The organism is Aminobacter sp. DSM 101952 (genome assembly GCF_001424795.1).
Taxonomy (GTDB): domain Bacteria; phylum Pseudomonadota; class Alphaproteobacteria; order Rhizobiales; family Rhizobiaceae; genus Aminobacter; species Aminobacter aganoensis.
Map to the genome: position 1 here is coordinate 1 of NZ_LMCL01000032.1, position 25223 is coordinate 25223.

Here is a 25223-nt window from a genome sequence, read left to right on the forward strand (position 1 = left end):
GCCGCCGCCGCCGCCGCCGCCGCCGCCGCCGCCGCCACCGCCGCCGCCGCCACCGCCGCCGCCACCACCGCCGCCGCCGCCGCCGCCACCACCGCCGCCGCCACCGCCGCCACCGCCGCCGCCGCCGCCGCCGCCGCCGTTATCGTCGCCGTCATCGCCGTCGTCACCGTCATCGCCATCGTCACCATCGTCGCCGTCGTCACCGTCGTCGCCGTCATCGCCGTCGTCACCATCATCGCCGTCGTCGCCGTCATTTTCACTGCCGGTGCCACCCGCGCCGCCGGTCCCGCCATTGTTCTCGCTGCCGGCCAGGACGGCCGAGACCAGCGATGTCGTCAGCGGCGGGCATTGCGCCAGTTGGTCGTCCGACATGATGCTGCCGCGGTTGAGCGCGATGCAGCACATCTCATAGTTGCCTTGGGTAAGGGGTTGGCACTGCGCAGCCGACATGACCGGCCGGATATTGCTTTGTGCCGATGCCGGGGTGGTGAAGCTGACGGCCACGAGAGCCGAGGAGGCCAGCAGAATCGAGTAGATCCCGCGAACGCAGGTTGGGTACGTCGTCATTTCTTCCTCCTGAGGGAAAAAATGCGCCCGTCCCCAAACTGGCGCTATGATCAAATGTTCCGACCATCGGAAACACTTTTTTAATCATACATCCTTTTGAAAACGGTGCAAAGTCCTCCCGTCGGGGTTGATTTATCTAGCTCTAATATGCTGTTTGCTGGTCACCCATTGAGAGAGGGGACAGCACGTGCACAAATTCGTGGCGCTCTTTGCGATCGCCTTGATCGCTGCTGGCTGCAGCCAGTCAACCACTCCCGGACCAAGCATGACGACCGTCGGCTACGCATTCGCGCCGCCGGCGGCAAACACCTTCTGCGCCCGCCAGCCCGGGCTATGCAGCACCGCCGGCAAGACCGCGGTCATGGCTCTTACCGACGAACGCATGAACGACCTCAAACAGGTCAACGCCTCGGTCAACCGGCGCATCACCCAGCGCAACGACGCGGTAACCGCCAGCGGCTCGGACAACTGGCGGCTGCCGACGACGGTCGGCGACTGCGAGGACATCGCCATTCTCAAGAAGAGCGAGCTGCGCAAGCGCGGCTGGCCGGCATCGACCCTGCTGCTGACCGTTGCCCATTATCGCGGCGCCGGACACACGGTTCTGACCGTGCGCACCGACAAGGGCGACCTCATTTTGGATAATCTCACGGGCTCGGTCAGAAACTGGAAGAGCACGCCCTATCGCTATTTTGCGCGCCAGTCGCAGTTCGAAACCGGCAGGTGGTCCCGCATCGGCGCGTGATGCGCCAGCTTGCAGCGCCGCGCCAGGCAATCCATGGCGCGGCGTTCAATGCGGAAACGCATTGTCCTCGACGATCTTCCATATCTGCCGGTTGATGTCCCGGATCGCTTCGATCGAGGCGGAGATGCGGTGCATCTCGTTGTCGTCCAGTTCTTCGTTCTTGCCGTAGCGGACGGCATCCTTGCTGTCGAAAATACGCATCAGCTGGGTGCTGGCGCGCGTTCCGGTCTCGTCGAACGAATAGATGCAATGGCTGTATTTGTTGCGCAACTTGCCCTGGTGCGTCAGTTGCTCGGCCACGGCGAGCACCGCCTCCCGGCATGAGAGCGGAGTCTTGGACATCTTGGCCAGCCGCTCAACGAGGTCGAGCCGCGCCCGCGTCGTGTTCAGCGTCAGGAAGATGATGATCGCCGTTTCCTTGTCGACCTTGGCAAGGCCCGCGATCAGATAGATGAGCAGGCTCTCGGTATTGGTCCAGGTATAGTTGAGCTGGCCAACGGTAAGCAGAACGTCCTGGAATCGCGGCATTTTGCGCGCTCACACCCCCAGGGGCAGTTGCGCCTGGATCGCACCTGCACCGATGTCGCGTTCGCCCGCCGCCTCGCCCCTGCGCCCGTGAAAGATCGCGGCCGCTTCGGTGCGGTTGTGTGCGCCGAGCTTGGTGATGATGTTGTGCAGGTGGATCTTGACGGTGTGCTCGGATAGACCGAGCGCCGCCGCGATGAGCTTGTTCTGCAGGCCGCGCGCGACCATGCCCAGGATCTGCAGTTCGCGATCGGTCAGTTCGTCGAAGTCGTCGGTGTCGCTGTCGGCCGGAGCCTGGGGCTTGGCCGTCGCTTCGGTGAAGGCGGTCGCGACCGTCGTGCGCCGCTCGATGATCGGCTCGAACAGCGACAGCGGAAAGTATTCGCCGCCCCGCAGCACCAGGCGCACCACCGAAAGCCAGACGTCGAGCTTCAGGTTCATCGGCAGCACGCCGCGCACGTTGCGCGCGGTCACCACGTCGCGGATCGAAACCTCATGCCGCCCATCCTCCTGGATCAGCATGATCTGCGCTCCAGGATGCAGGTGCGAGATGCGTTCGGAATGGCCCGCCACGTCAGGCAATTGCCCGGCATCGAGCAATATCAGCGACACCGGGCATTCGAAGGCCTCGCAGGCCTCCGCCAGGGTCGCGACCTGCTCGACGGCGATCGACGGAAATTCGCGTTCAATTGCAAAGACCAGGCACTCCGACACGAAGTCCGCCGGAGCGACAATCAGCAAAGTCTTGCAGGTTTTCTGCACGGAGCCACCAGCTCCGTTAGCGCGGCGCGCGCTGGGAATTGCCACCCGATACATGAGATCTCCCGCCCAATGTTCGCAACTATGCGCGATTTTCCCCACTTGCCGCCTGATGGGGAACATTATTGGTTGATCATACACCTCCTGTTAACGGTTCGGTATAAGCAAGATGAGCTATCGGAGGCGTTTTGGTAGTCCGTCCGAATAGTCGGGCAACCGCGTGATCTAGCCTCCGGCCCAGCCGGATTTTCTCACAAAGCATTCGAAGCGGCAGATTTTTCGCAGGCACAAGCAGCCGGAACCACGGCGCTCTACCTGCGAATGACTGGCAATTGTACATATCCGGCAAGCATCTAGTAATTCGCGCCGAAATGCCGGCGACAGTATCTAGATCAACGCCGAAAGTTCTTGGCCCGCTTAGCCGAACAGCCTAGCGCGAACTGTCAGCTACCAATTTCACGGCCCTGGTCGCACCCTTTGCCGGTTCAGCCAACACAGGCGTGACGCTTCCGGGACTCCGATTGCATGTGACCAGGGCCTTCAGAATACGCCCGAAGATCACGAAATTGTGAGAATTCCCGGCCGCCGCCCGAACCAGAAAAGGGAGGTTTCAGCCATCCAGACAGCTTCGGGGCTTCCGGCTGCTTAGTCCCCTTCAGCCTCCAGCCCCCAATTCCTGACTTTCAGTGCATTCGTAAATCAACCCGTAGTCCGCGTGACCCCAAGACCGTGTGAGAGATGAAAACGGTCCGGCAATCGCGGTCCCAACCGAGGACAAGACGATGTCTGATCGTAACAGCAACAATCTCAACGCGTTTGGCCTGCAGTTCGTCGGCAACGAAATCGAACTGGGCGGCGACAGCGAGAACGAAAACAAGAACGAAAACGAGAACGAGAATAAGAACGAATCCGAGAATAAGAACGAGAACGAGTCCAAGAACGAAAACGAAAACAAGAACGAATCCGAGAACAAGAACGAGAACGAGTCCGAGAATAAGAACGAGAACGAATCCAAGAACGAAAACGAAAACGAGAACAAGAACGAGTCCAAGAACGAGAACACCAACGAGAACAAGACCGAGACCAAGGTCGACGTCGACGTCGACGTTGATGTCGATCTCGAAGGCCGCCTCGGCGACTACAAGGAAGACAACGACTTCGCCGACATCGACACCGGCGGCGGCGACATCAAGGGCGATGTGCTGTTCAGCAAGGACGGCGACGTCACCTACGATCCAGGCGACGACATCAACTTCAAGGACATCCTGAACGGCTCGATGGGCGCCAACAGCAACGCCTTCCTCATCAACCAGACTGCCGACATGGTCGACAACGACAAGCTTGAAGAAGCCACCGTCAAGAACGACGGCGACTTCAAGCAGGAGTTCGACAACAGGGGCGGCAAGGCTGATGCGGGCGACGGCATCAACGCAGGCGGCGGCGGCGCAAGCGGCGGCAACGCCAAGGGCGGCGAAGCTGACGGCGGCGACGGCGGCAACGCCAAGGGCGGCGAAGCCGACGGCGGCAAGGGCGAAGGTGGCCTGGCGCTGAGCGCAGCATTGGGTGGCGACTCCAAGGGCGACACCAAGGCTGAAGGCGGCGACAGCAAGGGCGGAAACGCCGACACCGACGCTGACGGCGGCAAGGGCGACGGCGGCAGGGGTGGTGACGGCGGCGCAGGCGTAGGCCTCGGCCTCGGCCTCGGCCTCGGTGCCGGACTTGGCCTCGGCGCCGGTGGAGCTGAATCGGGCGATGCCAAGGGCGATGGCGGCAACGCCAAGGCCGACAGCGGCGACGCCGATGCCGACAGCGGCAAGGCTGACGCCGGCAACGGCGGCGACATCGACGACACCGAAGGCGGCGACGCCAAGGGCGACGGCGGCGACGGCATCGATGCATTCGTTCCCGTGATCCCGGTGCTGAACTTCGGTGAAGGCGGCGACGCCAAGGGCGACGGCGGCAACGCCAACTCCGACACTGGCCGCGGCGGCGACGCCGATTCCGGCAATGCGGATGCCGACAGCGGCGACGCCAAGGCCAATGCCGGCGATGCCAATGGCGATACCGGTGACGCTCTCGGCTTCGGCCTCGGCGCAGGCGTCGGCTACGGCGACGGCGACGGCTCGGGCGAAGGCAACGGCGGCGGCGCAGGCGGCGGCGGCTCGGGAACCGGTGGTTCCGCGACGGCCGGCGCAGCGACCGGCGGTGCCAGCACGAGCGGCGGCACCTGGGCCTATGGCGACGGCGACGGCGGCAGCGCGCTGAGCGGCGCCTGGGCTGACGGCACCGGCGGCAACGCAACTGGCGGCGCAGCCTGGGCTGGCGGCGGCGGCGGCGGCGGAACTGCTGGCGATGCATGGGCAGGAGCTGGCGGCGCCGGTGGCGCAGGCGGCACCTGGGGATCGAGCAATGGCGACGACGGCTACGTCACTGGTTCCAGCGAAGCCAGCGCCGATGCCATCATCGACACCAGCGCCTTCAATCAGCAGATCGTGATGGGTGCCAACCTGCAAGGCAATACGGTCGACATGACCGTTGTGGGCGGCAACTTCCACGAGACGCTGACCGGCGAAGACTCCAACGACCACAGCACGCTCTAGCCATCGGCATGAGGCTCCGCGTTTGCGGAGCCAGTGAGCCGGACTGCGCGGGTAACCCCCGCGCAGTCCATCTTGGCCGGTGGAGCACATCTGCGCCTCACCGTGCCTGAATTTCGGGCGGAGGCACGACAATGTATGCCGCGTATTTCGACAGGATCAGCGAGACGATCGCTCACTTCATCGGCCTCTTCGACACCGCGAGCGAGGAGGCTCGCCTCAAGCAGGCCTACGACGAATTCAGGGCCAAGCAGCAGGCCGACGAGCATCTGCCGGAACACCAGACTGCCGCCCTCAAGGTCGACACCTCCCACACCCTGGAAGATTTTGACCCGAGCTTGAAGTATGTCGGCGTCAGGCCCGAGATCGAACAGATCACGGTTTGGTCCAAGGTCGCCTTCACGCCTCCCGACGTAGCCGTCCCCGACGGACCGTTCCTCCAGAATTATGCTCATCTGCCGCAAGGCACTGTTGGTTCTGGCGGCATCGTCCTGCCGCAGATCCTGCCGCCGGGCGACCTGGCTGTCATCGTCAACCAGGAGATCCGCCTGTCCGACGACGACTATGTCGGCTTTGGCGGCAGCGGCCTGAAGTTCAATGCGCCGCCCGTCGACGATAGCCCGCTGGTCGAGATGCAGCAGGCTGCGGCCGACCTGTCGCCGATCGACGACCTGACCCTGCCGGGCTCGACCGAAGAAATGGCGACGTTCGTCACCACGGCGCAAGCCCGCTTCAACGACTTCGATGCCGACGACCACGGCAACGCCAACGTCTTCTGCGTCAAGGCCGAAACGATCGAGGGCACCTATTTCAACGGCCAGCTGATCGACGAAGCCGACGCTCCCAAGATGGAAGACTACATCAACTTCCTGAAGGAGCAGGACGACGACGCCAAGGGGCCTGACGCTCCGCTCGATGTCGACACGCCTCCGGACTCCAGCGATTTCATGGATGGTTGGGGAGACGGAACGGCCAATCCGAGCGTCGAGATCAGCACCGGCGGCAACACCGTCATCAACAACGCCGTCGTGGTCAACGACTGGGCATCGGCCGAGGTCATGGCCGTCATGGGCGACCATATCTCGCTCAACGCGATCATCCAGATCAACGGCACCTGTGACGCCGACAGCGTTGGCGCGGCGGTCGGCGGCTGGCCCTTCGATCCGGGCGGCGGCGACAACAACCTCAGCTTCAACATCGCGATGTTCAAGCACATCGACACCTCGGGCGGCGATCAAGCGCCTGCCGAGGCTCCTACCGGCTTCCCCGCCTACTACGTGGTCACCGAGATCTCGGGCGACCTCATCATGATGAACTGGATCGAGCAATATGCGTTCGTGACCGACAACGACGTGGTCATCGCCTCGTCGTCGGGTGTGCAGTCGGTCGTCTCGACCGGCGACAACACCGCCTTCAACGGGCTCAGCCTGAACGAGATCGGCAACTACTACGACCTCATCATCATCGGCGGCAACGTCTACGACGCCAGCATCATCCACCAGATCAACCTGTTGCTCGACAACGACGTCATCGGCGCGGTCTCCGGTTTTGAGACGACCGGCGAAGGCTCCGTCTCGACCGGCGACAATCTGCTCTGGAACCAGGCAAGCATCGTCAACGTCGGCAACGCGACCGCCGAAGCTCTGCCCGACGGTTACAACAAGGCAGCGGGCGACCTCGCGGCCGGCAACAAGGAACTGCCCGACTCCATCCTTCAGGACGCCGCATTCGCCGGCATCGGCGTGCTGCGCGTGCTCTACATCTCGGGCGACATCTACAACCTCAACTACATCAAGCAGACCACGGTGGTCGGCGACAGCGACCAGGTGGCGCTTGCCATGAACAACCTGGTCGCCAACCCCGACGCCGAATGGACGATCACGACGGGCGGCAACCAGCTGGTCAACGACGCGACCATCGTCGACGTCGACGGAACGTCCAAGATCTATGTCGGCGGCGACAGCTACTCCGACGAGATCCTGATCCAGGCAAACCTGGTGTCGAGCGAGCCGGATCTCGGCGCGCAGAACCCGGACATACTCGTCACCGAAGCCGTCGTATTTCTCGATGACGGTGGCGACGACACCGGCGACGCTTCGAACACCAACCCGATCGCACCGCAGCCAGCCGATTCCGGATCGGCCGACGTCATGCAGCACATGCTGGGCTGATCCGTTTCAGAGGGGCGCAAGATGAACGACGACCGTGAAGGCTGGAGTGGTTTTCAGAATGTGCCGGATGACGGCGACAGCCAGGACAGCCAGCAGGCGCTCCCGAGGCATTCGGAGGCAAGACCCGCACAGGCAGCGAGCAAGCCGGCATCGGACGTAGGCAAGCCTGCGCCGGAAGCCAGGCTGTCGACCGCCGTGGCGTCGCAGGAACGCGCGCTCGACCATCTCGAAAGCTACATCGACAAGGTCGTCGGGCGGCTGCATGAAGAAGCAGGCGACAAGGCGGCTGCTCCGGCAATCCCTGCCTCGGCAAGCGTCGCCGCCCCTTCACCCGCGCCTGCAACATCTGCGCAGGCAAGGCCGGCAAGCACCCAGCAGCCATCAGGAAGGCCGCCGATGGCCGAGCCTTCGATCATACCTCCGGAGCGGAGCGCTACGGCTCAACGCCCCCCAGCGTCTGCGCCCGCCGCAGCAGCGCCGAGCATGCGGTCCCAACCAGCCCCGCATGCAACTCCGGAGGAACCCATCGCAGCCGCAAAACGCGAGGATGCGCCCCAGGCCCGGGCCACGCCCGCCGAGGCACCTTCGCCGACGCCTGCTGCTGCAGCAGCTGCCTCGCCTCGTCCCGAAATGCGGGTCAGCGAACCGCAAGGGCCGGCAAAGACTGAAATGAAAGACACTTCGATGCCGGTCGGCAAGGTGATCGACGCCGACAACGGACCGATCAAGGCAAAGGAAAAGCTGCCCGAGGCCAAGGGCCCGAATGGCGGCGACATCGACAGCGGTGGCGGCGGTGGTGGCGGCGGCGGAGGCGGGGGCGGCGTCTTCCACAAGCGTCTCGGGCCAATCGATTTCTCGGCCTCGCTCAAGACCGGACTGAAGGTCGTCAAGCGCAACCTGCTGATCGTCATGCTGTTCACGCTGGCCAGCAACATACTTGTGCTGGCGATACCGCTCTATTTGTTCCAGATTTCCGATCGCGTGCTGACCAGCCGTTCGGTCGACACGCTGGTCATGCTGACGATCGTGATCATCGGCGCAGTCATCCTGCAGACCATCTTCGACGCCATTCGCCGCCTCATCCTGATGCGCACAGCCGTGGAAGTCGCAGCCCAGCTGGGCGCCCCTATCCTGAGCGCGGCAGCGCGTGCGGCGCTGAACAGCAACGGCCGCGAATACCAGACGCTCGGCGATCTTCAGCAGCTCCGGTCGTTCCTCGTCTCCGGCACCCTGCTCACCCTGCTCGACGCGCCGCTGGCCCCGCTGTTCGTCCTGGCCGTGTTCCTCGTCCATCCCCATCTCGGCTTCATCGTCATCACCACGTCGCTGATCCTGCTGGTCATCACCATCATCAACCAGCGGTCGACGGCAGCCCCCTTCAGCGAAGCCAACACGCACCAGAGCAAGGCCAATCTGCACCTCGACTCGATGTCGCGGAACTCGCAGATCATCAACGCGCTGGCCATGATCCCGGAAGCCGTGCGCATCTGGGGCAAGGACACGGCAAGCTCGCTGCGTGCGCAGGTCATCGCGCAGGACCGCAACATCGCCTTTGCCGCGACGTCGAAGGCCACACGCTTGCTGACCCAGGTCGCCATGCTCGGCTGGGGCGCGCATCTGGCGCTTGACGGCCATCTCAGCGGCGGCATGGTCATCGCCGCCTCGATCATCGCCAGCCGCGCGCTCGGCCCGATCGAAGGCGCCATCGAAGGCTGGAACCAGGTCGTCCAGTCGCGGGCCGCCTATGGCCGCATCGCCAGCCTGCTGCAGTCCTCGCCGCTCAATTTCGAACGGCTCAACCTGCCGCGTCCGGAAGGCCGGCTCGATGTCGAACGGCTGCTGTTCGTGCCGCAGGGCACCAAGCGCGTCGTCCTCAACGGCATCACCTTTGCCCTGGCCCCCGGCGACTCGCTCGCGGTCATCGGCAATTCCGGCGCCGGCAAGACCACGCTCGGCAAGATGCTGGTCGGCTCGATCCTGCCGACCTCGGGCAACGTGCGCCTCGACCTGATGGACCTGCGCAACTGGGATCAGCGCCAGTTCGGCGAGAACATCGGCTACCTGCCCCAGGACGTGCAGCTCTTCCCCGCCACCATCAAGGCCAACATCGCCCGCATGCGCGACGATGCGACCGACGCCGAAATCTACCAGGCGGCACAGCTCGCCGACGTCCACGAGATGATCGCCACCTTGCCGCATGGCTACGAGACCTTCGTCGCCGCCGATGGCGCACCGCTCTCCGGCGGCCAGAAGCAGCGCATCGCCCTCGCCCGCGCCTTTTTCGGCAATCCGCGCATGGTCGTGCTGGACGAGCCGAACTCCAACCTCGACGCCGCCGGCGACGCAGCCCTTGCCCGCGCGCTCCAGCACGCCAAGGAAAACAAGATCACCGTCATCACCATCACGCAGCGGCCGGCACTGCTCCAGAGCGTCGACAAGATATTGCTGCTGGTCAATGGAACGGTCGCGCTGTTCGGCCAGCGGCAAGACGTGCTCCAGGCACTTGCCCAACGTGGCCTCAGCATCGAGGGCGGCTCGTTCGGCCACCAGATTCCGTAAGGGGACAGCGTCATGAGCGACTCGGCAATCGTCAAGGTCCACGATCTCGAATGGTACTCCGAAGTGCCGCGCTCGATCGGCAAGCAGACCAAGGTCGGCCTGCTCCTCATTGCGCTGACCTTCGGGGGCTTCGGCACCTGGGCCTTCACCGCCCCGCTGGCGGCGGCGATCATCGCCCAGGGCTCGTTCGTGGCGGCCGGCCAGAACAAGATCGTCCAGCATCTGGAAGGCGGCATCATCAAGGAGCTGCTGGTCAGCGAGGGCGACCGTGTCCGCTTCGACCAGCCGCTGGTGCGTCTCGACGAAACCGCGGCCCAGGCCAACGAGCGCCAACTGTTCCTGCGCCAGGTCCGGTTGGACGCCATCTCCGCACGGCTGAACGCCGAGATCAACGGCGCCCCGGAAATCGCCTATCCGAAGAACGTCCTCGACAACATCAACGATCCCGAGATCAAGCCGATCGTCGACGGCCAGCAACTGACCTTCGATGCCGCGCGCGGCAAGCTGCAGAGCGAAATCGGCCTGCTGAAGCAGAACATCGCCGCCTATCGCTATCGCTCCGATGGCTACCAGCAGCAGCACGACGCGGTGCAGCGGCAGCTCGCCCTGATGAAGGAAGAATATGCCGGCAAGAAGTCGCTGCTCGACAAGGGCCTGCTGCGCGCGACCGAAATCAAGGCGATCCAGCGCGCCATGGCCGATGCCGAAGGCCAGATCGGCCGTCTCGGCGCCGAGGTCTCCGAGATCGGGTCGGAGATCATCAAGCTCGACCAGCAGATCACGCAGGCCCAGGAAGCCTACAAGCAAACCGCGCTCGAGCAGCTGCAGAACCTCGAGGGCGACCTCGACACCATTCGCGAACAGCTGCGCCAGGCCAAGAGCGTGCTCAACCGCGTGACCATCAACGCGCCCGTCGCTGGCACCATCGTGCGCATGTACTACCACACCGCCGGTGGCGTCATCGAAAGCGGCAAGCCGATCGTCGAGATCCTGCCGTCCAACGTACCGCTGGTCATCGAGACGCTGATCTCGCGCACCGACATCGACAACGTGCGTGTCGGGCAACTTGCCACGGTGCGGTTGACCGCGCTCAACCGGCGCACCACGCCGGTGCTCGACGGCGAGGTGATCTACGTCTCCGCCGACGCCCTTCCCGACACATCAGGTCCGGTGGCGCGCGAGGTCTATGTCGCCCGGGTCAGCCTGCCTCCGGAACAGATTTCACGTGTTCACAGCTTCTCGCCGACACCCGGCATGCCGGCGGAGGTACTGGTCCAGACCGAGGAACGGACCTTCTTCAGATACCTCACCAAGCCGATCGCCGACAGCATGTCGCGCGCATTCATGGAGCGGTGAACCAGGAAAAAGCCATGACTTTGAGGGGGATGCAGATGCAGGTCGATGTCATTACCGATCTTGAGACGCTGGCAAATGTGCAGAAGGACTGGGAGCGGCTCTACGCGGCCGATCCGGAGGCACAGTTCTTTGTCTCGTGGAACTGGCTGGTGCCGTACATGCGCTACTACAAGGGCGCCTGGTTCGTGCTCGCCGCCCGTCTCGGCAGTCCAGGCTCGCCTTATGTCGCGCTCATGCCGTTGCGCATGCGCACCCGCATGAGCGGCAAGACCGGGCTGTTCTTCAACGAGATCAGCATGGCCGGCAACAATGCCGCCGACTACACCGGTGCGATCTGCGATCCGTTGCATGCCGAAGAGGCGCTGCTGGCCTTTGGCCGGCATGTCGCCCAGATGGGCTGGGCGCGGCTCAATCTCGAGAACCTGCGCATGTCGCGCGAACGCATCTTCGCCTTCATCGGCCAGTTCTCGCGTGACATCTTTGCGATGCGCGAATTCAGCCGCGTCAATGCCGCCGACAACGTCGACAATTGCCGCTGCTTCTCGGCCGCCCTGCCCGACACGTTCGACGGCTATCTCGACAACGTGCTCAGCACCAACACCCGCCAGAAGCTGCGCCGCTTCCTCCGCAAGGTCGACGCCGGCGAATTGCGCATCACCCGGGCCGACGCCACCACCTACGAACGCGACATCGACAACCTGCTGGAACTGTGGCGGGTGAAATGGGGTGCGCGCAAGGGCGACCGCCTGGCCGGCATCCTGCACAACAACCGGCGCGTGCTGAGGGAAAGCTTCAAGGCCGGCACGCTGTTCCTGCCCATCCTGTGGCTAGGCGACCGGCCGCTGGGCGCGCTCGCCATCTTTGTCGACCCGGTCAAGAAGACCTTGCTGTTCTTCATGGCCGGCCGTGACGAGGCGGTGCCTTCCATCCCGACCGGGCTGATCCTGCACGGCCATTGCATCAAGCTGGCGATCGAGAACGGCCTTACGACCTACGACTTCCTGCGCGGCGACGAGCCGTACAAATTCGCGTTTGGCGTGACCGAGAGCAAGGTCGACTGCGCCATGGTCTACACCAAGAGCGGGCGCAATGCCGGCGACCGGCTCGACCCCCGCTCACTCGGCAGCATCTTCGCCGAAGTGACGCGCTTCCACCAGGAAGGGCAGCTGACAAGGGCGGAAAATGGCTACCGTCAGATCCTTGCCAGCGACCCCGCCCACTCCCGCGCGCTCTATGGCATCGGCCAGCTGCTGTCGGCCAAGGGCGACCACCGCGAGGCTTTGGCGCATTTCCAGACGCTCGCAACCTCCGTGCCGACCTCATCGAAGGCATGGCTCAGGCTGGGAATGGAGTTGCAGGCTTTGTCCCGGCACATCGAGGCAGTGGATGCGTTCCGCACGGTGCTGTCGCTCGCGCCTGATTTCGCAGCCGCGGAATTCGCGCTGGCCAAGAGCCTCGCCGCGCTCGAACGCAGCGAGGAAGCCATCGCAACGCTGGAAGGATTGCAGCCCAAGCTTGAGGCCGCGTCGCGCGACGACTCGCTGCTGGCCAAGACAAGGGCCATGCTCAAGCGGCTGAAGTTTGAAAACCGGCCGAGCTACATCATGCTCAATCCGGATCGGAAGGCAGTGACGCGAGTTCTGAGTACCGCGCTTTAGGGCGTCGGAGTGCGAACCGCCTTTCGGAGCGGGCAGGCCTAGGTCTGCCCGCTCAGAAAATCCTCGAACCTGCGCAGCTCCCCCGCGTCGATGCCGAGCATATGGCCGGCACCAGGATAGGTGCCGCTGGCGATGTCGGCGGCATATTCGCTGAACGCGGCGATCCGCTCCTGCTGGATCCGGTCGAACTCGGCGGCAAGATTGCGGTAAACCTTGGCGTGGCGCGGATAGTGGCCGCGGTTGAGGCCCAGCACATCTTCGGCGAACAGGTACTGCGCGTCGCAGCCAGCGCCGGCGCCCATCGAGATCATGACAAGCGGTGTCCGCTTCGAGATCGCCGCGGCCACCGCCGCCGGCACCACCTCGATCTCGGCAGCAAAGGCACCCGCCTCCTCCAGTTCCTTGACCTGGCGCCAGACGAACTCGGCCGTCTCGGCGGTCTTGCCCACTGCGCGGAAGCCGCCCGTCCAGGTCGAATGCGTGGGGATCAGGCCGACATGGCCACAGACGGGAATGCGCTCGTCGGCCAGCCGGCGGATGGTCTGCGCGCTCGCCGAACAGTAGACGGCGTCCGCCCCCGCAGCCTTCAGCTTCACCGCAGTTCGCAGGATCTCGTCGGTCGTCGCCCCCATCATGCCGTACTCGTCGCCGGGCACGGCAAAGCAGGTCGGCGCCGCGTCACGGAAACGCGGATCGAGCATCAGCCCGTAGGTCACCGACAGCAGATCGATGCCGGCGCGCTCGGCGGCCTCCGCCTCCTCCAGCGTCGTCACCCTCAGCTTCGACAGTTGCCTCTTGCCCTTCAATGCGCGCAGATCCGCGACCGTTGGCCTGTTGCGTGCCATCGTCTTGTCCTCACTTCGGAAAATAGGGGCCTTGGGCGCTCAGGCTTTCTGCAGCCACTCATGCTCTTTGGCGTTGTGGAATTTCCACGTCCGCTTCGGCCCCGCCATGACGTTGAGATAATAGAGATCGTAGCCGTGGCAGGCGGCGCAGGGGTGGTAGCCCTTGGGCACCAGCGTCACGTCGCCATCCTCGACCGCCATCGCCTCGTCGATGTCGCGGTGGCCGGCATCGTTGAACTCGGTATAGACGCGCTGGAAGGCAAAGCCCTGAGGCGGGTTGAGCCGGTGATAGTAGGTCTCCTCCAGCAGCGATTCAGCCGGCAGATTGTCTTCGTCATGCTTGTGCGGCGGATAGCTCGACGTGTGGCCGCCCGGCGTGATGACCTCGACCACCAGCAGCGAATCCGCCGGCTTGCCTTCCGGCAGGATGTTGGTCACGTAGCGCGTGTTGGTGCCCTTGCCGCGCACCTCCTGCTGGACGTCGTCGGGCCCGATCACTCTGGTCTCGTGCCCGCCGTCGAGCCCCGGCGCTGTACATACTGCCAGTTCGACGTTCGTCTCGGCGCGCACCGACCACTCGACGCCCGCCGGCATGTAGACCGACCACGGCTTGCCCTCGAACGGCGACATGCGTTCGCCCAGCGTGCCAAGATCCTGGTCGTCGGCGCGCACATGCGCCTTGCCCGAAACCAGCACCAGGCAGGTCTCGCGGTCAGCGCACCAGTCGCCGAACGTGTCGCCCGGCTCCAGCCTGTGCAGGTCGAAGCCGACATAGGTCCAGCCCGCCGTCTCCGGCGTCACATGGGTGACGCGGCCCGTCCCGTGCTTCGGCTTGATCAGAAGTTTCGACATGGCCTCTCACTCCTTGTCGGTGGCGGCGTCGTCGCCGGGCTTGTAGGCGATCAGGAACTGGTAGGCCCCGAGCGCCGCCATGCCGCCCGCCAGCGTGCCCCAGAAGGCCGATCCGGTGGCGAACTCGAAGATCGACCAGGCGGCGCAGAAGACGACGAGCGCAATGCGCCGCCACAGCGGCCTGAAGAACGGATGGTTCTGGTCGTTCATCAATTGCGTACTGCCTGGCCGGTCAACATGTCCGGATCGTAACCGGCCACGGCGCAACGCTCAAGCACTACGGCACCGCGCGTCGCAGACGCGCAAGGGACGCCGTGGCACCTTGAACCGCCGCATGACGCGGTCATGCGGCGGGAAAACCTTGTGTCTCCACCGTGTAGCCAGCAGCCGTCATCACCCGCATCAGCTCGGCATGGCCGACCTCGGCCATCTTCAGCGGCGGGTTCTTCCTCGGGTCCTGCTCGGCCTCGACGACGAACCAGCCTTCGTAGTCATGATCGGCAAACTTCTGCACGATCGCACCGAAGTCGAGCGAGCCGTCGCCGGGCACGGTAAACGCCCCGAGCGCCACCGCATCGAGAAACGACTGCTTCGTCCAGTCAAGCGCCGCAATGACGTCCATGCGCACGTCCTTCACATGCACATGGCTGATGCGCTTGTGGTGGTTGTCGATGGCGCGCAGCACATCGCCGCCGGCAAAGGCGAGATGGCCGGCGTCGAGCAGCAGCGGAATGCCCTCGCCCGAATGCGTCATGAAGGCGTCGAGCTCGTGCTCGAACTGCACCACCGCCGCCATGTGGTGGTGATAGGACAACGGCATGCCTTGTTCGGCACACCATTCGCCGAACGCGGTCAGCTTGCGCGCATAGGCCTTCATCTCGTCGTCCGACAGGACAGCCTTGCCGGCAAGCGGCTTCGAGCGATCGCCCTGGATCGACCGGCCGACCTCGCCATAGACGATGCAAGGTGCGGCGACCGCCTTGAACAGGTCGATCATCGGCTGGATGCGGTCCTTGTTCGCCGCCATGTCCTCGTTGACCAGCGTGCCGGAGAACCAGCCGCCGCACAAAGTCACGTCCGCCTTCTTCAGGATCGGCAGCATCGCCTCCGGCGTGCTCGGGAAGCGGCGGCCCTGCTCCATGCCGGTGAAACCGGCCGAGCGCGACTGGCGCAGGCACTCCTCCAGCGACACGTCATCGCTCAGTTCGGCAAGGTCGTCGTTCCACCACGCGATGGGGGACATGCCCAGTTTGGCTTTCACGTCAGTTCTCCAGTGTCTTTCCCTGCTGCCGCGAACGACAGCGTAAATTCGTTACCGTCAGCGCTGCCCCTCACTGTCCTGCCGGACATCTCTCCCCGCAAGCGGGGAGAGAAACGCCGCCCGCACTGATTTCGCCAATCGCCAACGCCGAAGATGATGGCGAGAGCGGTGGTGACAGCCACTCTCTCCCCGTCTACGGGGAGAGATGTCCGGCAGGACAGTGAGGGGCGGCGCCAACGCTTCAAACAGGGGCAGCGCCAGCCTCACAGCCCCAAGCTCAATCCCCCACCCGCTGCAGCTTGAGCTTCTCCTCGTAACCCTTGCGCGCGGCATTCACCTCCGCCCGCGCGCTTACCTCAGGCACCGCCACATCCCACCAGTGGCCGCCCTCGCCGGTCGAGACCAGCGGGTCGGTGTCGATCAGCACCACGGTCGTCCGGTCGCTCTTGCGCGCTCGATCAAGCGCCGCCTCAAGATCAGCGATCGACGCCGCCTTCTCGGCATTAGCGCCCAGGCTCTTCGCATGCGCAACGAAGTCGATCTCGGGTAGTGTTTCATGCCTGGAGTCGCGCAGCAGGTTGTTGAAATTCGCGCCGCCGGTGGCCATCTGCAGCCGGTTGATGCAGCCATACCCCCTGTTGTCGAGCAGCACGATGGTCAGCTTGAGCCCGAGCATCACCGACGTCGCGATCTCGGAATTGAGCATCAGATAGGAGCCGTCGCCGATCATGACGACGACCTCCTTGTCCGGCCGCGCCATCTTGGCGCCCAGGCCACCGGCGATCTCGTAGCCCATGCAGGAAAAGCCGTATTCGGAGTGGTAGGAACCGGGTCCGCCCGCCTGCCACAGCTTGTGCATCTCGCCCGGCAGGCCGCCGGCCGCGTGCAGCACGATGACGTCCGACCCCAGCGTCCGCTGCACGGCGCCGATCACCTGCGCGTCCGACGGCAGTGCAGCGTTGGTCGCCGCCGTCACCTTGGCCGCCGCCTTGCGCCACTCGGCCTTGCCGACCTTGGCGTTTTCGGTCCAGGCAACAGGTGCCTTGTAGCCGGCGACCGCAGCACCCAGTTCGGCGAGCCCTTCCCTGGCATCCGCCACCAGCGGCAGCGCCATGTGCTTGCCGGCGTCGAAAGGCTGGACATTGAGGCCGATGATGGTCCTGCCGACGTTCTTGAACAGCGCCCACGACCCCGTGGTGAAGTCCTGCAGCCGCGTGCCGACCGCCAGCACCACGTCGGCTTCCTCGGCCAGCCGGTTGGCCGCCTCGGTGCCGGTGACGCCCACCGCCGCCATGTTGAGCCCGTGCTCATCGGTCAGCGCCGACTTGCCGCCCTGCGTCTCGCAGACGGGAATGCCGGTGGCCTGGACGAAGCGGTCGAGTTCCTCCGATGCGCCGGAATAGAGCACGCCGCCACCCGCCACGATCAGCGGCTTCTTCGCCGCCTTCAGCACCTCTGCCGCGGTCGCGAGTTCGTCTCGGTCGGGCCGTAGCCGACGCTGCGTCCACACGCGCTCGGCAAAGAAGCTCTCGGGATAGTCATAGGCCTCGGCCTGCACGTCCTGGCACAGCGACAGCGTCACCGGTCCGCATTCGGCCGGGTCGGTCAACACCTGCATGGCGCGCGCCAGTGCCGGGATGATCTGCTCGGGCCGGGTGATGCGGTCGAAATAGCGCGACACCGGTCGGAAGCAGTCATTGACCGACACCGTGCCGTCGCCGAAATCCTCGGCCTGCTGCAACACCGGGTCGGGTACGCGGTTGGCGAACACGTCGCCGGGAAGGAGCAGCACCGGCAACCTGTTGACATGGGCAAGCGCCGCCGCCGTCACCATGTTGACCGCGCCGGGTCCGATGGAGCTCGTCGCCGCCATCATGCGCTGGCGGAAATTGGTCTTGGCGTAGGCGATCGCGGCATGCGCCATCGCCTGCTCGTTATGGGCGCGATAGGTCGGCAGTTCCTCCCGCACCTGGTACAGCGCCTCGCCCAGACCGGCAACGTTGCCGTGGCCGAAGATCGCCCACACGCCGCCGAACAGCGTCACCATCTTGCCGTCGATCACGGTCATCTGCCGCGTCAGGTAGCGCGTCAGCGCCTGCGCCATGGTCAGGCGAACGGTCTTGGTCATCGTCTTCTCCTCCCGCTGCGGCTGGCGCATCCATGGGACGCAGCCTCGCATCAGCCATTGTCTTTATGCCGCCCGGCGATCCCGCGCGGCAAGCCATGCCTTGGTCAGCTGTTCAAAACGCTGGGCCATGTCGTCGACCGCCGCCTGGTCGTTCATGCGGCCGGCCATCCACTCTTCCGCCGCATGGGCGAAGATGCTGCGGCCGACGGCAAAACCCTTGACCACCGGCGCATCGGCGGTCGCCGCGAAGGCCACTTCGAGGTCGGCCAGCGGCGCCTCGAGCCCGAGCAGCACGACGCCGCGGCAATAGGGATCGTTGCCGGTGATGATCGCCTCGATCTTCTTCCACGCGGCGGCCGACGCCTGTGGCTCGAGCTTCCACCAGTCCGGCTTGATGCCGAGCGCATAAAGCTCCTCCAGCGCGCGCGGAATGGTGTTTTCGTCGAGTTTGCCGTGCTTGCCGGCAATGATCTCGATCAAGAGCTCGCGCCCGACTTTCCGCGCCGCCTCGAACAGCGTGCGCAGCTTCTGCTGCTGCTCGGCCTTCAGTTCCGCCGGGTCGTCGGGATGGTAGAAGCACAGGCACTTGATGGTGTGGTCGAGCGGCCATTCGACCAGCTGCGAGCCGATGTCCTGCGAGAATTCGAAACGCAGCGGCCGCGAGCCCGGCAGCTCCACCGGCCGGCCCATCCAGCCAAAGGGATGGCGGGCGAATTCGAACATCGCATCGCGGCCGTACTTCTCGTCGATCAGCATGCCATAGCCGTCACGGCCATCGGCCACCTTGGCCGCGGCCTTCACCGCCAGCACCTTGAAATCGCGGATGCGCGCCGGGTCGGCGCCGACACGGGTGGCGATGTCTTCCAGTTGGATGCGGTGGTCGCAGGCCAGGGCCATCATCGAGGGGATCTCGCGCCGGCGCGTCGTCGCCCAGTGCACGTGGTTGATCGCCTCGTCCTTGCGCAGCGCGTGTTCCTTGCTGCCGTTCCTGAGGAAGAACTGCAGTTCCTCGAAGGTCGGGATTTCGGGCGAGCAGAGCAGCCGCGACACGGCAAATGCGCCGCAGGCATTGGCCCAGGTCGCCGCTGTGGCCAGGCTCTCGCCGCCCAGCCAGCCGCGCAAAAAGCCCGACATGAAGGCATCGCCCGCACCCAGCACGTTGTAGACCTCGATCGGAAAACCCTTGCCGACAATGCCGGCCTCGAGGTCGTCGGTGATCGGCCCGTCATAGACGATGCAACCCATCGGCCCGCGCTTGAGCACGATGGTCGCCTTGGACAGCGACCGGATCGTCTTCAGCGCCGCGAGCAACTCGCTCTCTCCCGAGGCGATCATCACCTCTTCCTCGGTGCCCACGATCAGGTCGCAGTCACCAAGCACGCCCTTGATGTGGTTCGACACCTTGTCGGAGGCGATGTAGCGGCTTTCGCCGGCGGCATGGCCGGCCAGGCCCCACAGGTTCGGCCGATAGTCGATGTCGAACACCACCTTGCCGCCGCTCTCCTTGATCAGCCTCATCGCCTTGCGCTGGGCGGCATCGGTGTTCGGCCGCGAGAAATGCGTGCCGGTGACGACGATCGCCCGCGCCGACCTGATGAAGCCGGGATCGATGTCGGCTTCCGACAGCGCCATGTCGGCGCAGTTCTCGCGGTAGAAGATCAGCGGAAACGTCTTGTCGTTCTCGACCGACAGCAGCACCAGCGCCGTCAGCCGCTCCTTGTCGGTGACAAGCCCCTTGTCGGACACGCCTTCGCGCAGCATCTGCTCGCGGATGTAGCGGCCCATATGCTCGTCGCCGACACGGGTCAGAAGCGCCGAGCGCAGGCCGAGCCGCGCCGTGCCGATGGCGATGTTGGCCGGGCAGCCACCGACCGACTTGGCAAACGACGCCACGTCCTCCAGCCGCGATCCGGTCTGCTGGCCGTAGAGATCGACCGACGCGCGCCCGATGGTGATGACGTCGAGTGTAGGCTGGTTCTTGGGGTCGGTCATTTTGTCCTCCCGGTCGCTCCGCCGCGCCGGCCTGCCCGCAAAATCAGATAACAGGCCACACAATGCAATTTCAATTCCAATTATCGGTCATCAGGAATTTTTATTCCATCGACGGATTGTGGCTGTGCGCCCCGTGGCCAATTGCCCCGAGGCGCTGTCCGTGCCGCTGGCTCAAAGCCGGACGGTCTTGCCTTCCTTGGCCGATTTCAGCGCCGCATCCGCCAGTTTCAGCGCCATCAAGCCATCCTTGCCGTCGGGCGAGATCTTGGCGCCCCTGGTCACCGAGGCGATGAAGGCCGCGATCTCGTTGGCATATGCTTCGGTGTAGCGCGTCATGAAGAAGTCGTGCAGCGGCGGGCGGGTGTAGCCCAGCGCGCCCGCAACCTCGATCGACACCGCGCGCTGGTTCTCGGCCGAGACCATGCCGTCCGAGCCATGCACCTCGATGCGCTGGTCGTAGCCATAGGTGGCGCGGCGCGAATTGCTGATCACGCACTGCCGGCCGCTAGCCGTCACCAGGATCACCGAGACGCTGTCGAAGTCGCCGAGCTCGCCGATCTTCTTGTCGACCAGCACCGAAGCCGTGGCCGTCACCGCCACCGGCTCCTCGCCGAGCAGGAAGCGCGCCATGTCGAAATCATGGATGGTCATGTCGCGGAAGATGCCGCCAGAACGCGTGATGTAGTCCGCCGGCGGCGGGCCGGGATCGCGCGAGGTGATCACCACCTGCTCGACCTTGCCGATGGCGCCGTCGTCGATCGCCTTGCGCACGGCGGCGAAATGCGGGTCGAAGCGCCGGTTGAACCCGACCATCAGCGTGCCGCCGGCCTTCTCGACCACGGCCAGGCATTTTTCGACGCGGGCCGCGTCCAGATCGATCGGCTTTTCGCAAAACACCGACTTGCCGGCGAGCACGAAGCGCTCGATCAGGTCTGCGTGCGTGTCGGTCGGGGTGCAGATCACCACGGCGTCGATGTCCGACGCCTTCTCGATCTGGTCGATGGAACGAACCTCGCAGCCATAGGTTTCGGCGAGATCGTTCGCCGCCTTCTCGAAGGCGTCCGCCACCGCCACCAGCTTCGCCTGCGGGTTGGAGGCCACGGCCTTGGCGTGGACCTTGCCGATGCGGCCTGCGCCCAGGACACCGAACCGAACTGTCATGACAACCTCATTTCCCTGGCCCGCGCCGTCCGGGCCTGCAATCTTGATCTCTGGGATGGGCCGCCCCGCTGACGGGATGCCGGGCGGCCTGTTTCTATTCGGACAGGATCATGTCCAAGGAACTCACTACGCCTTCTTGCGCTTGTTCTGGCGGTGCTGGTCGATGATCACGGCCGCCACGATGATCATGCCCTTGATGATTTCCTGATAGTAGGCGCCGACCTTCAGGAAGGTGAAGCCCGAAGTCAGCACGCCGAGGATGATGGTGCCGATCACCGTGCCGGTGATGCGCCCGACGCCGCCCGACAGCGAGGTGCCGCCGATGACCGCAGCGGCGATCGCGTCGAGTTCATAGGCGACGCCCATGCCCGGCTGGCCGGAAGCGGCGCGCGCCGCGGTCATCACCCCCGCCAGGCCCGACAGCAGGCCGGCGATGGCATACACCTTGACCAGGTGACTGCCGATATTGATGCCCGACACGCGCGCCGCCTGCGGGTTGGCGCCGATGGCATAGGTGAACTTGCCGTAGCGGGTATAGGTCAGCGCGATGTGGAAGATGACCGCCACCAGCAGGAACACGATGACCGGCAGCGGCAGCGGAAAGCCGAGGATGTTGAAGCTCTTGCCGAACCAGGTGAAGCTGTCGTCGAGCAGCGCCACCGGCTGGCCGAGCGTGTACCATTTGGCGAGACCCCGTGCCGACACCATCATGCCCAGCGTCGCGATGAAGGGCGGTATCTTGGTCCTGGCGATCAGCGAGCCGTTGACCATGCCGGCCAGCAGGCCGACGCCGAGGCCTGCCAGGATCGCCCAGATCGGCGACATGTCGGTGAGCGCGGGATAGACGGCGCGTGGATTGGCCGATGTCTGCGCGAGGCTTGCCGCCACCATGGCGGCGAGGCCGACGACCGAGCCCGAGGACAGGTCGACGCCGGCGGTGATGATGACCTGGGTGACGCCGACCGCAATGATGCCGATCACCGACACCTGCAGGATGATGATCGAGAGGCGCTGCTTGTTGGCGAGGAAGCTGTCGCCGACGAAGATCCAGCCGAGAATTTCGAAGACGATGGCGATGCCGATCAGCACGCCCAGGATCGACACCTCGGGCGGCAGGCGCTTCTTGCTTCCGATGACGTTTGCGGTACCCGCAATCTCGTTCGTCGACATGGTTCTTCCACCCTTGAGCTGATTGGCGCCGGTCAGTGCGACGCGAGTTCCATGATCTTGACCTGGCTGGCTTCGGCGCGGTCGAGGAAGCCGGTGACGCGGCCCTCGTGCACCACCATGATGCGGTCGCTCATGCCCAGCACCTCGGGCATCTCCGACGAGATCATGATGACGGCCACGCCCTCCCCCGCCAGCTTCGAGATCAGGCGATGGATCTCCGCCTTGGCGCCGACGTCGATGCCGCGTGTCGGCTCGTCCAGGATGAGGATCTTCGGCTTGGTCAAAAGCCAGCGCGCGATCAGCACCTTCTGCTGGTTGCCGCCGGACAGGTTGATGATCGGTTCGGCCATGTCGGGCGTCTTCACCCTCAACGCCTGGCTGATCTCGACGGAATCCTTGGCCAGGTGCTGCTGCTTGACGAAGCCGTTCTTGACGTAGCCCGACTGCAGCACCGCCATCTGGGTGTTTTCCTGGATGTCGAGCAACAGGAAGCAGCCGGTTTCCTTGCGGTCCTCGGTCAGGAAGGCCAGGCCGTGCTTCATGGCCGTCGACGGGCTGTCGATGCGCACGCGCTTGCCGAACAGGTCGATGGTGCCGGCATCCGCCGGCGTCACCCCGAACACGGTCTCGGCGATGTTCGAGCGCCCCGAGCCGACCAGCCCGGCAATGCCGAGGATTTCGCCCGCGCGCACGTCGAAGGACACGTCGGAGAACACGCCCTTGAGCGCCAGCCCCTTCACCGACAGCACGACGCCGCCGATCGGCACCTCTTCCTTGGGGAACATCTGGGTGATCTCGCGGCCCACCATCATCCGGATAATGTCGTCGCGGGTCACTTCGGTCGACGCCTTGGTGGCGATGTATTTGCCGTCCCGGAACACCGAGAACTCGTCGGCGATCTCGAACAGCTCGTTCATCTTGTGGGTGATGTAGATGATGCCTTTGCCCTGCGCGCGCAGCGCCCGGATGATGGTGAACAGGTGGTCGACCTCGCGCTCGGTCAGCGCCGAAGTCGGCTCGTCCATGATCAGCACGTCGGATTCGTAGGACACCGCCTTGGCGATCTCGACCATCTGGCGGCTGGCCACCGAAAGCGTGCCCACCTTCACGTCAGGATCGATGTCGATGTTGAGCCGCCTGAACAGCTCGGCCGTCTTGCGGCGCATCTCGCCATGATCGACGAAGCCGAGGCGGGTCAGCGGCTCGCGGCGGATCCAGATGTTCTCGGCCACCGTCATCGGCGCCATCAGGTTGAGTTCCTGGTGGATCATGGCGATGCCGTGCTCGAGCGCATCGAGCGGCCCGCGCAGCTTGATGTCGTCGCCGCGCAGCTTGAAGCTGCCGGAATCGGGCGTGTAGATGCCGGCCACGATCTTCATCAGCGTCGACTTGCCGGCGCCGTTTTCGCCCATCAGCGCATGCACGCTGCCGCGCTTCAGCCTGAGCTGGACATTGTCGAGGGCGACGACGCCGGGAAATTCCTTGCGGACGTTCTCGACTTCGAGAAGGTAGCCGGCGTCCATCGCGGCACCGCCTGCGGGCGCCGCTTCCATCGTGCCTGTGCCATTCATGGCGATCGGTCCTCCCAGACCCGGCCCGGCGACATGCGCGGGCACAGTCTTTCAGGGGAAATGCGCCGCCGTCGGGCGACGGCGCATTCCGTGGATCATATCAGTTCTTGGAGGTGAACTGATCCATATTCGCGGGCGTCACCAGCTGGAACGGGATCCAGACCTTGGCTTCGACCTTTTCGCCCTTGGCGAGCTTCATCGCCGCATCGATGGCGCCGCCGCCCTGGCCGGCGGCATCCTGGAACACGGTGACGTCGAGGTCGCCGGCCTTCATGTAGGCAAGCGCTTCCTGCGTGGCGTCGACACCGCCGACGACGACGTCCTTCATGTCCCAACCGGCGGCCTTCATCGCGTTGATCGCGCCGATCGCCATGTTGTCGTTGTTGGAGATCACGGCATCGGGCTTGTGGCCGGCGGCGATCCAGTTGGTCATCAGGTCCTGCGCCTTGACCGGATCCCAACCTGCGGTCTGCTCGTCGATGATCTTCATGAACGCGCAGTCCGGCGTCGCGATCACGTCGTGGACGTCCTTGGTGCGCATCTGCGCAGCCTGGTTGGCGAGATCGCCCTGCATCACCAGGATGCCGGCTTCAGTTTTGCCGGCTTCCTTGAGGATGCGGCAGACTTCCTTGGTCTCGAGCGTGCCGGAATCGGCCTCGTTCGAGGCGACGAAGGCGCCCTTCTCGCCCAGCGCATCGACGTCGATCGGCTGGCGGTTGACATAGACGATCGGGATGCCGGCGTCGTTGGCGAGCTTGGTCATCGGCGCGGTCGCCGAGGTGTCGACGGCGTTGACGATGATGGCGTCGACCTTGGCGGCAATGAAGTTCTGGACCTGGCTGAGCTGCTTGTTGACGTCGTCGTCGGCGATCTCGATGACGACGGGCTGGCTCGCATCGGCCGCGGCCTTTTCGATGCCCTTGCGCAGGACCGTCAGGAAGGTGTCCGAATTGGCCATGCTGACACCGATGTCGCCGGCAAACGCGGAACCCGACATCAGCGCGATCATGGCAGCGCCGAGCAGATACTTCTTCATGATTACTCTCCTCCACGAATGGTGCCCGGCTGCACCCCGTTGTGCCGGAAGCCCGCGGCTCCGCCGCAGGCTCGTCTCCACGGGCGCCACCACCGCTCCTCGGCGATGCAAGATGTGCCACCCGTTTCCCGATGTCGGCCCAATTCAGAATGTTCGGGCCGTACTTTTTATTTATGAAATGTTTATTCCATATTCCGGACGAACGTCAAGAGGCATTCCATCGCCGACGATCAATCTTTGCGTGAAAGAAATGCCTCGGCGACGCTGGCT

Annotated in this window: 19 protein-coding genes; 6 read left to right on the top strand and 13 right to left on the bottom strand. The window is 64.6% G+C overall.

Annotated elements, in window-relative coordinates; genetic code table 11:
• On the bottom strand, nucleotides 1-567 hold a 567-nt coding region (locus ASC75_RS26505; protein WP_055979316.1), incomplete at its 3' end, for a hypothetical protein.
• 265 nt (nucleotides 568-832) lie between these two features.
• Between ASC75_RS26505 and ASC75_RS20080 the strand changes: the two genes are divergently transcribed.
• Entirely contained in the window at nucleotides 833-1312 is a 480-nt protein-coding gene (locus ASC75_RS20080; protein WP_156381337.1) for a transglutaminase-like cysteine peptidase, read from the top strand.
• Nucleotides 1313-1357: 45 nt separating this feature from the next.
• On the opposite strand, the gene ASC75_RS20085 is transcribed toward ASC75_RS20080, so the two are convergent.
• Entirely contained in the window at nucleotides 1358-1840 is a 483-nt protein-coding gene (locus tag ASC75_RS20085; RefSeq protein ID WP_055979323.1) for a hypothetical protein, read from the bottom strand.
• A gap of 9 nt (nucleotides 1841-1849) precedes the next feature.
• Nucleotides 1850-2599 (bottom strand): response regulator transcription factor, encoded by a 750-nt coding sequence (locus ASC75_RS20090; protein ID WP_244487892.1) that lies wholly within the window; start codon nucleotides 2597-2599, stop codon nucleotides 1850-1852.
• A 779-nt stretch (nucleotides 2600-3378) separates the two neighbouring features.
• Here ASC75_RS20090 and ASC75_RS26195 point away from each other — a divergent pair.
• The 5 genes from ASC75_RS26195 to ASC75_RS20115 all read left to right on the top strand — a co-directional run bounded on the left by ASC75_RS26195 (nucleotide 3379) and on the right by ASC75_RS20115 (nucleotide 12937).
• Nucleotides 3379-5196, top strand: a complete 1818-nt coding sequence (locus ASC75_RS26195) for a hypothetical protein (protein WP_055979329.1) — start codon at nucleotides 3379-3381, stop codon at nucleotides 5194-5196.
• Between the two features lie 131 nt (nucleotides 5197-5327).
• Nucleotides 5328-7364, top strand: coding sequence for a hypothetical protein (locus tag ASC75_RS20100; protein WP_055979332.1), 2037 nt, complete (start codon nucleotides 5328-5330; stop codon nucleotides 7362-7364).
• A 21-nt stretch (nucleotides 7365-7385) separates the two neighbouring features.
• On the top strand, nucleotides 7386-9923 hold the full coding sequence (locus tag ASC75_RS20105) for a type I secretion system permease/ATPase (protein ID WP_055979335.1): 2538 nt from the start codon (nucleotides 7386-7388) through the stop codon (nucleotides 9921-9923).
• A gap of 12 nt (nucleotides 9924-9935) precedes the next feature.
• On the top strand, nucleotides 9936-11279 hold the full coding sequence (locus tag ASC75_RS20110; RefSeq protein ID WP_055979338.1) for an HlyD family type I secretion periplasmic adaptor subunit: 1344 nt from the start codon (nucleotides 9936-9938) through the stop codon (nucleotides 11277-11279).
• 14 nt (nucleotides 11280-11293) lie between these two features.
• Nucleotides 11294-12937 (top strand): GNAT family N-acetyltransferase, encoded by a 1644-nt coding sequence (locus tag ASC75_RS20115; RefSeq protein WP_244487893.1) that lies wholly within the window; start codon nucleotides 11294-11296, stop codon nucleotides 12935-12937.
• A gap of 38 nt (nucleotides 12938-12975) precedes the next feature.
• Here ASC75_RS20115 and ASC75_RS20120 read toward each other — a convergent pair whose 3' ends face one another.
• From ASC75_RS20120 to ASC75_RS20165, 10 genes are all read right to left on the bottom strand, one after another.
• Entirely contained in the window at nucleotides 12976-13782 is an 807-nt protein-coding gene (locus ASC75_RS20120; protein ID WP_055979341.1) for a 3-methyl-2-oxobutanoate hydroxymethyltransferase, read from the bottom strand.
• Nucleotides 13783-13821: 39 nt separating this feature from the next.
• Nucleotides 13822-14634 carry a 5-deoxy-glucuronate isomerase gene (iolB, locus tag ASC75_RS20125; RefSeq protein ID WP_055979344.1) on the bottom strand — a complete coding sequence of 271 codons (813 nt, stop codon included), beginning with the start codon at nucleotides 14632-14634 and terminating at the stop codon, nucleotides 13822-13824.
• Nucleotides 14635-14640: 6 nt separating this feature from the next.
• Complete coding sequence (locus ASC75_RS20130; RefSeq protein WP_055979347.1) at nucleotides 14641-14844, bottom strand: hypothetical protein; 204 nt, start codon at nucleotides 14842-14844, stop codon at nucleotides 14641-14643.
• 133 nt (nucleotides 14845-14977) lie between these two features.
• Nucleotides 14978-15895 carry a myo-inosose-2 dehydratase gene (iolE, locus tag ASC75_RS20135; RefSeq protein ID WP_055979350.1) on the bottom strand — a complete coding sequence of 306 codons (918 nt, stop codon included), beginning with the start codon at nucleotides 15893-15895 and terminating at the stop codon, nucleotides 14978-14980.
• 277 nt (nucleotides 15896-16172) lie between these two features.
• Entirely contained in the window at nucleotides 16173-18023 is a 1851-nt protein-coding gene (iolD, locus tag ASC75_RS20140; protein WP_055980224.1) for a 3D-(3,5/4)-trihydroxycyclohexane-1,2-dione acylhydrolase (decyclizing), read from the bottom strand.
• A gap of 63 nt (nucleotides 18024-18086) precedes the next feature.
• A complete protein-coding gene (gene iolC, locus ASC75_RS20145) occupies nucleotides 18087-20015 on the bottom strand; it encodes a 5-dehydro-2-deoxygluconokinase (RefSeq protein ID WP_055979352.1) in 1929 nt (642 codons plus the stop codon).
• Between the two features lie 171 nt (nucleotides 20016-20186).
• Nucleotides 20187-21176, bottom strand: a complete 990-nt coding sequence (gene iolG / locus ASC75_RS20150; RefSeq protein ID WP_055979355.1) for an inositol 2-dehydrogenase — start codon at nucleotides 21174-21176, stop codon at nucleotides 20187-20189.
• Nucleotides 21177-21302: 126 nt separating this feature from the next.
• Nucleotides 21303-22346: an ABC transporter permease gene (locus ASC75_RS20155; RefSeq protein ID WP_055979358.1), complete on the bottom strand. Its 1044-nt coding sequence runs from the start codon at nucleotides 22344-22346 to the stop codon at nucleotides 21303-21305.
• Nucleotides 22347-22378: 32 nt separating this feature from the next.
• Nucleotides 22379-23923, bottom strand: a complete 1545-nt coding sequence (locus tag ASC75_RS20160) for a sugar ABC transporter ATP-binding protein (RefSeq protein ID WP_162244951.1) — start codon at nucleotides 23921-23923, stop codon at nucleotides 22379-22381.
• A gap of 94 nt (nucleotides 23924-24017) precedes the next feature.
• Entirely contained in the window at nucleotides 24018-24953 is a 936-nt protein-coding gene (locus tag ASC75_RS20165; protein WP_055979364.1) for a substrate-binding domain-containing protein, read from the bottom strand.
• Nucleotides 24954-25223 lie beyond the last annotated feature (270 nt).

Excerpts from the sequence above, each read along its gene's own strand:
- ASC75_RS20080 (WP_156381337.1), top strand. The coding sequence starts at position 833 with ATGACGACCGTCGGCTACGCATTCGCGCCGCCGGCGGCAAACACCTTC.
- ASC75_RS20085 (WP_055979323.1), bottom strand. The coding sequence starts at position 1,840 with ATGCCGCGATTCCAGGACGTTCTGCTTACCGTTGGCCAGCTCAACTAT.
- ASC75_RS26195 (WP_055979329.1), top strand. The coding sequence starts at position 3,379 with ATGTCTGATCGTAACAGCAACAATCTCAACGCGTTTGGCCTGCAGTTC.
- ASC75_RS20100 (WP_055979332.1), top strand. The coding sequence starts at position 5,328 with ATGTATGCCGCGTATTTCGACAGGATCAGCGAGACGATCGCTCACTTC.
- ASC75_RS20105 (WP_055979335.1), top strand. The coding sequence starts at position 7,386 with ATGAACGACGACCGTGAAGGCTGGAGTGGTTTTCAGAATGTGCCGGAT.
- ASC75_RS20110 (WP_055979338.1), top strand. The coding sequence starts at position 9,936 with ATGAGCGACTCGGCAATCGTCAAGGTCCACGATCTCGAATGGTACTCC.
- ASC75_RS20115 (WP_244487893.1), top strand. The coding sequence starts at position 11,294 with ATGACTTTGAGGGGGATGCAGATGCAGGTCGATGTCATTACCGATCTT.
- ASC75_RS20120 (WP_055979341.1), bottom strand. The coding sequence starts at position 13,782 with ATGGCACGCAACAGGCCAACGGTCGCGGATCTGCGCGCATTGAAGGGC.
- iolB (WP_055979344.1), bottom strand. The coding sequence starts at position 14,634 with ATGTCGAAACTTCTGATCAAGCCGAAGCACGGGACGGGCCGCGTCACC.
- ASC75_RS20130 (WP_055979347.1), bottom strand. The coding sequence starts at position 14,844 with ATGAACGACCAGAACCATCCGTTCTTCAGGCCGCTGTGGCGGCGCATT.
- iolD (WP_055980224.1), bottom strand. The coding sequence starts at position 18,023 with ATGACCAAGACCGTTCGCCTGACCATGGCGCAGGCGCTGACGCGCTAC.
- iolC (WP_055979352.1), bottom strand. The coding sequence starts at position 20,015 with ATGACCGACCCCAAGAACCAGCCTACACTCGACGTCATCACCATCGGG.
- iolG (WP_055979355.1), bottom strand. The coding sequence starts at position 21,176 with ATGACAGTTCGGTTCGGTGTCCTGGGCGCAGGCCGCATCGGCAAGGTC.
- ASC75_RS20155 (WP_055979358.1), bottom strand. The coding sequence starts at position 22,346 with ATGTCGACGAACGAGATTGCGGGTACCGCAAACGTCATCGGAAGCAAG.
- ASC75_RS20165 (WP_055979364.1), bottom strand. The coding sequence starts at position 24,953 with ATGAAGAAGTATCTGCTCGGCGCTGCCATGATCGCGCTGATGTCGGGT.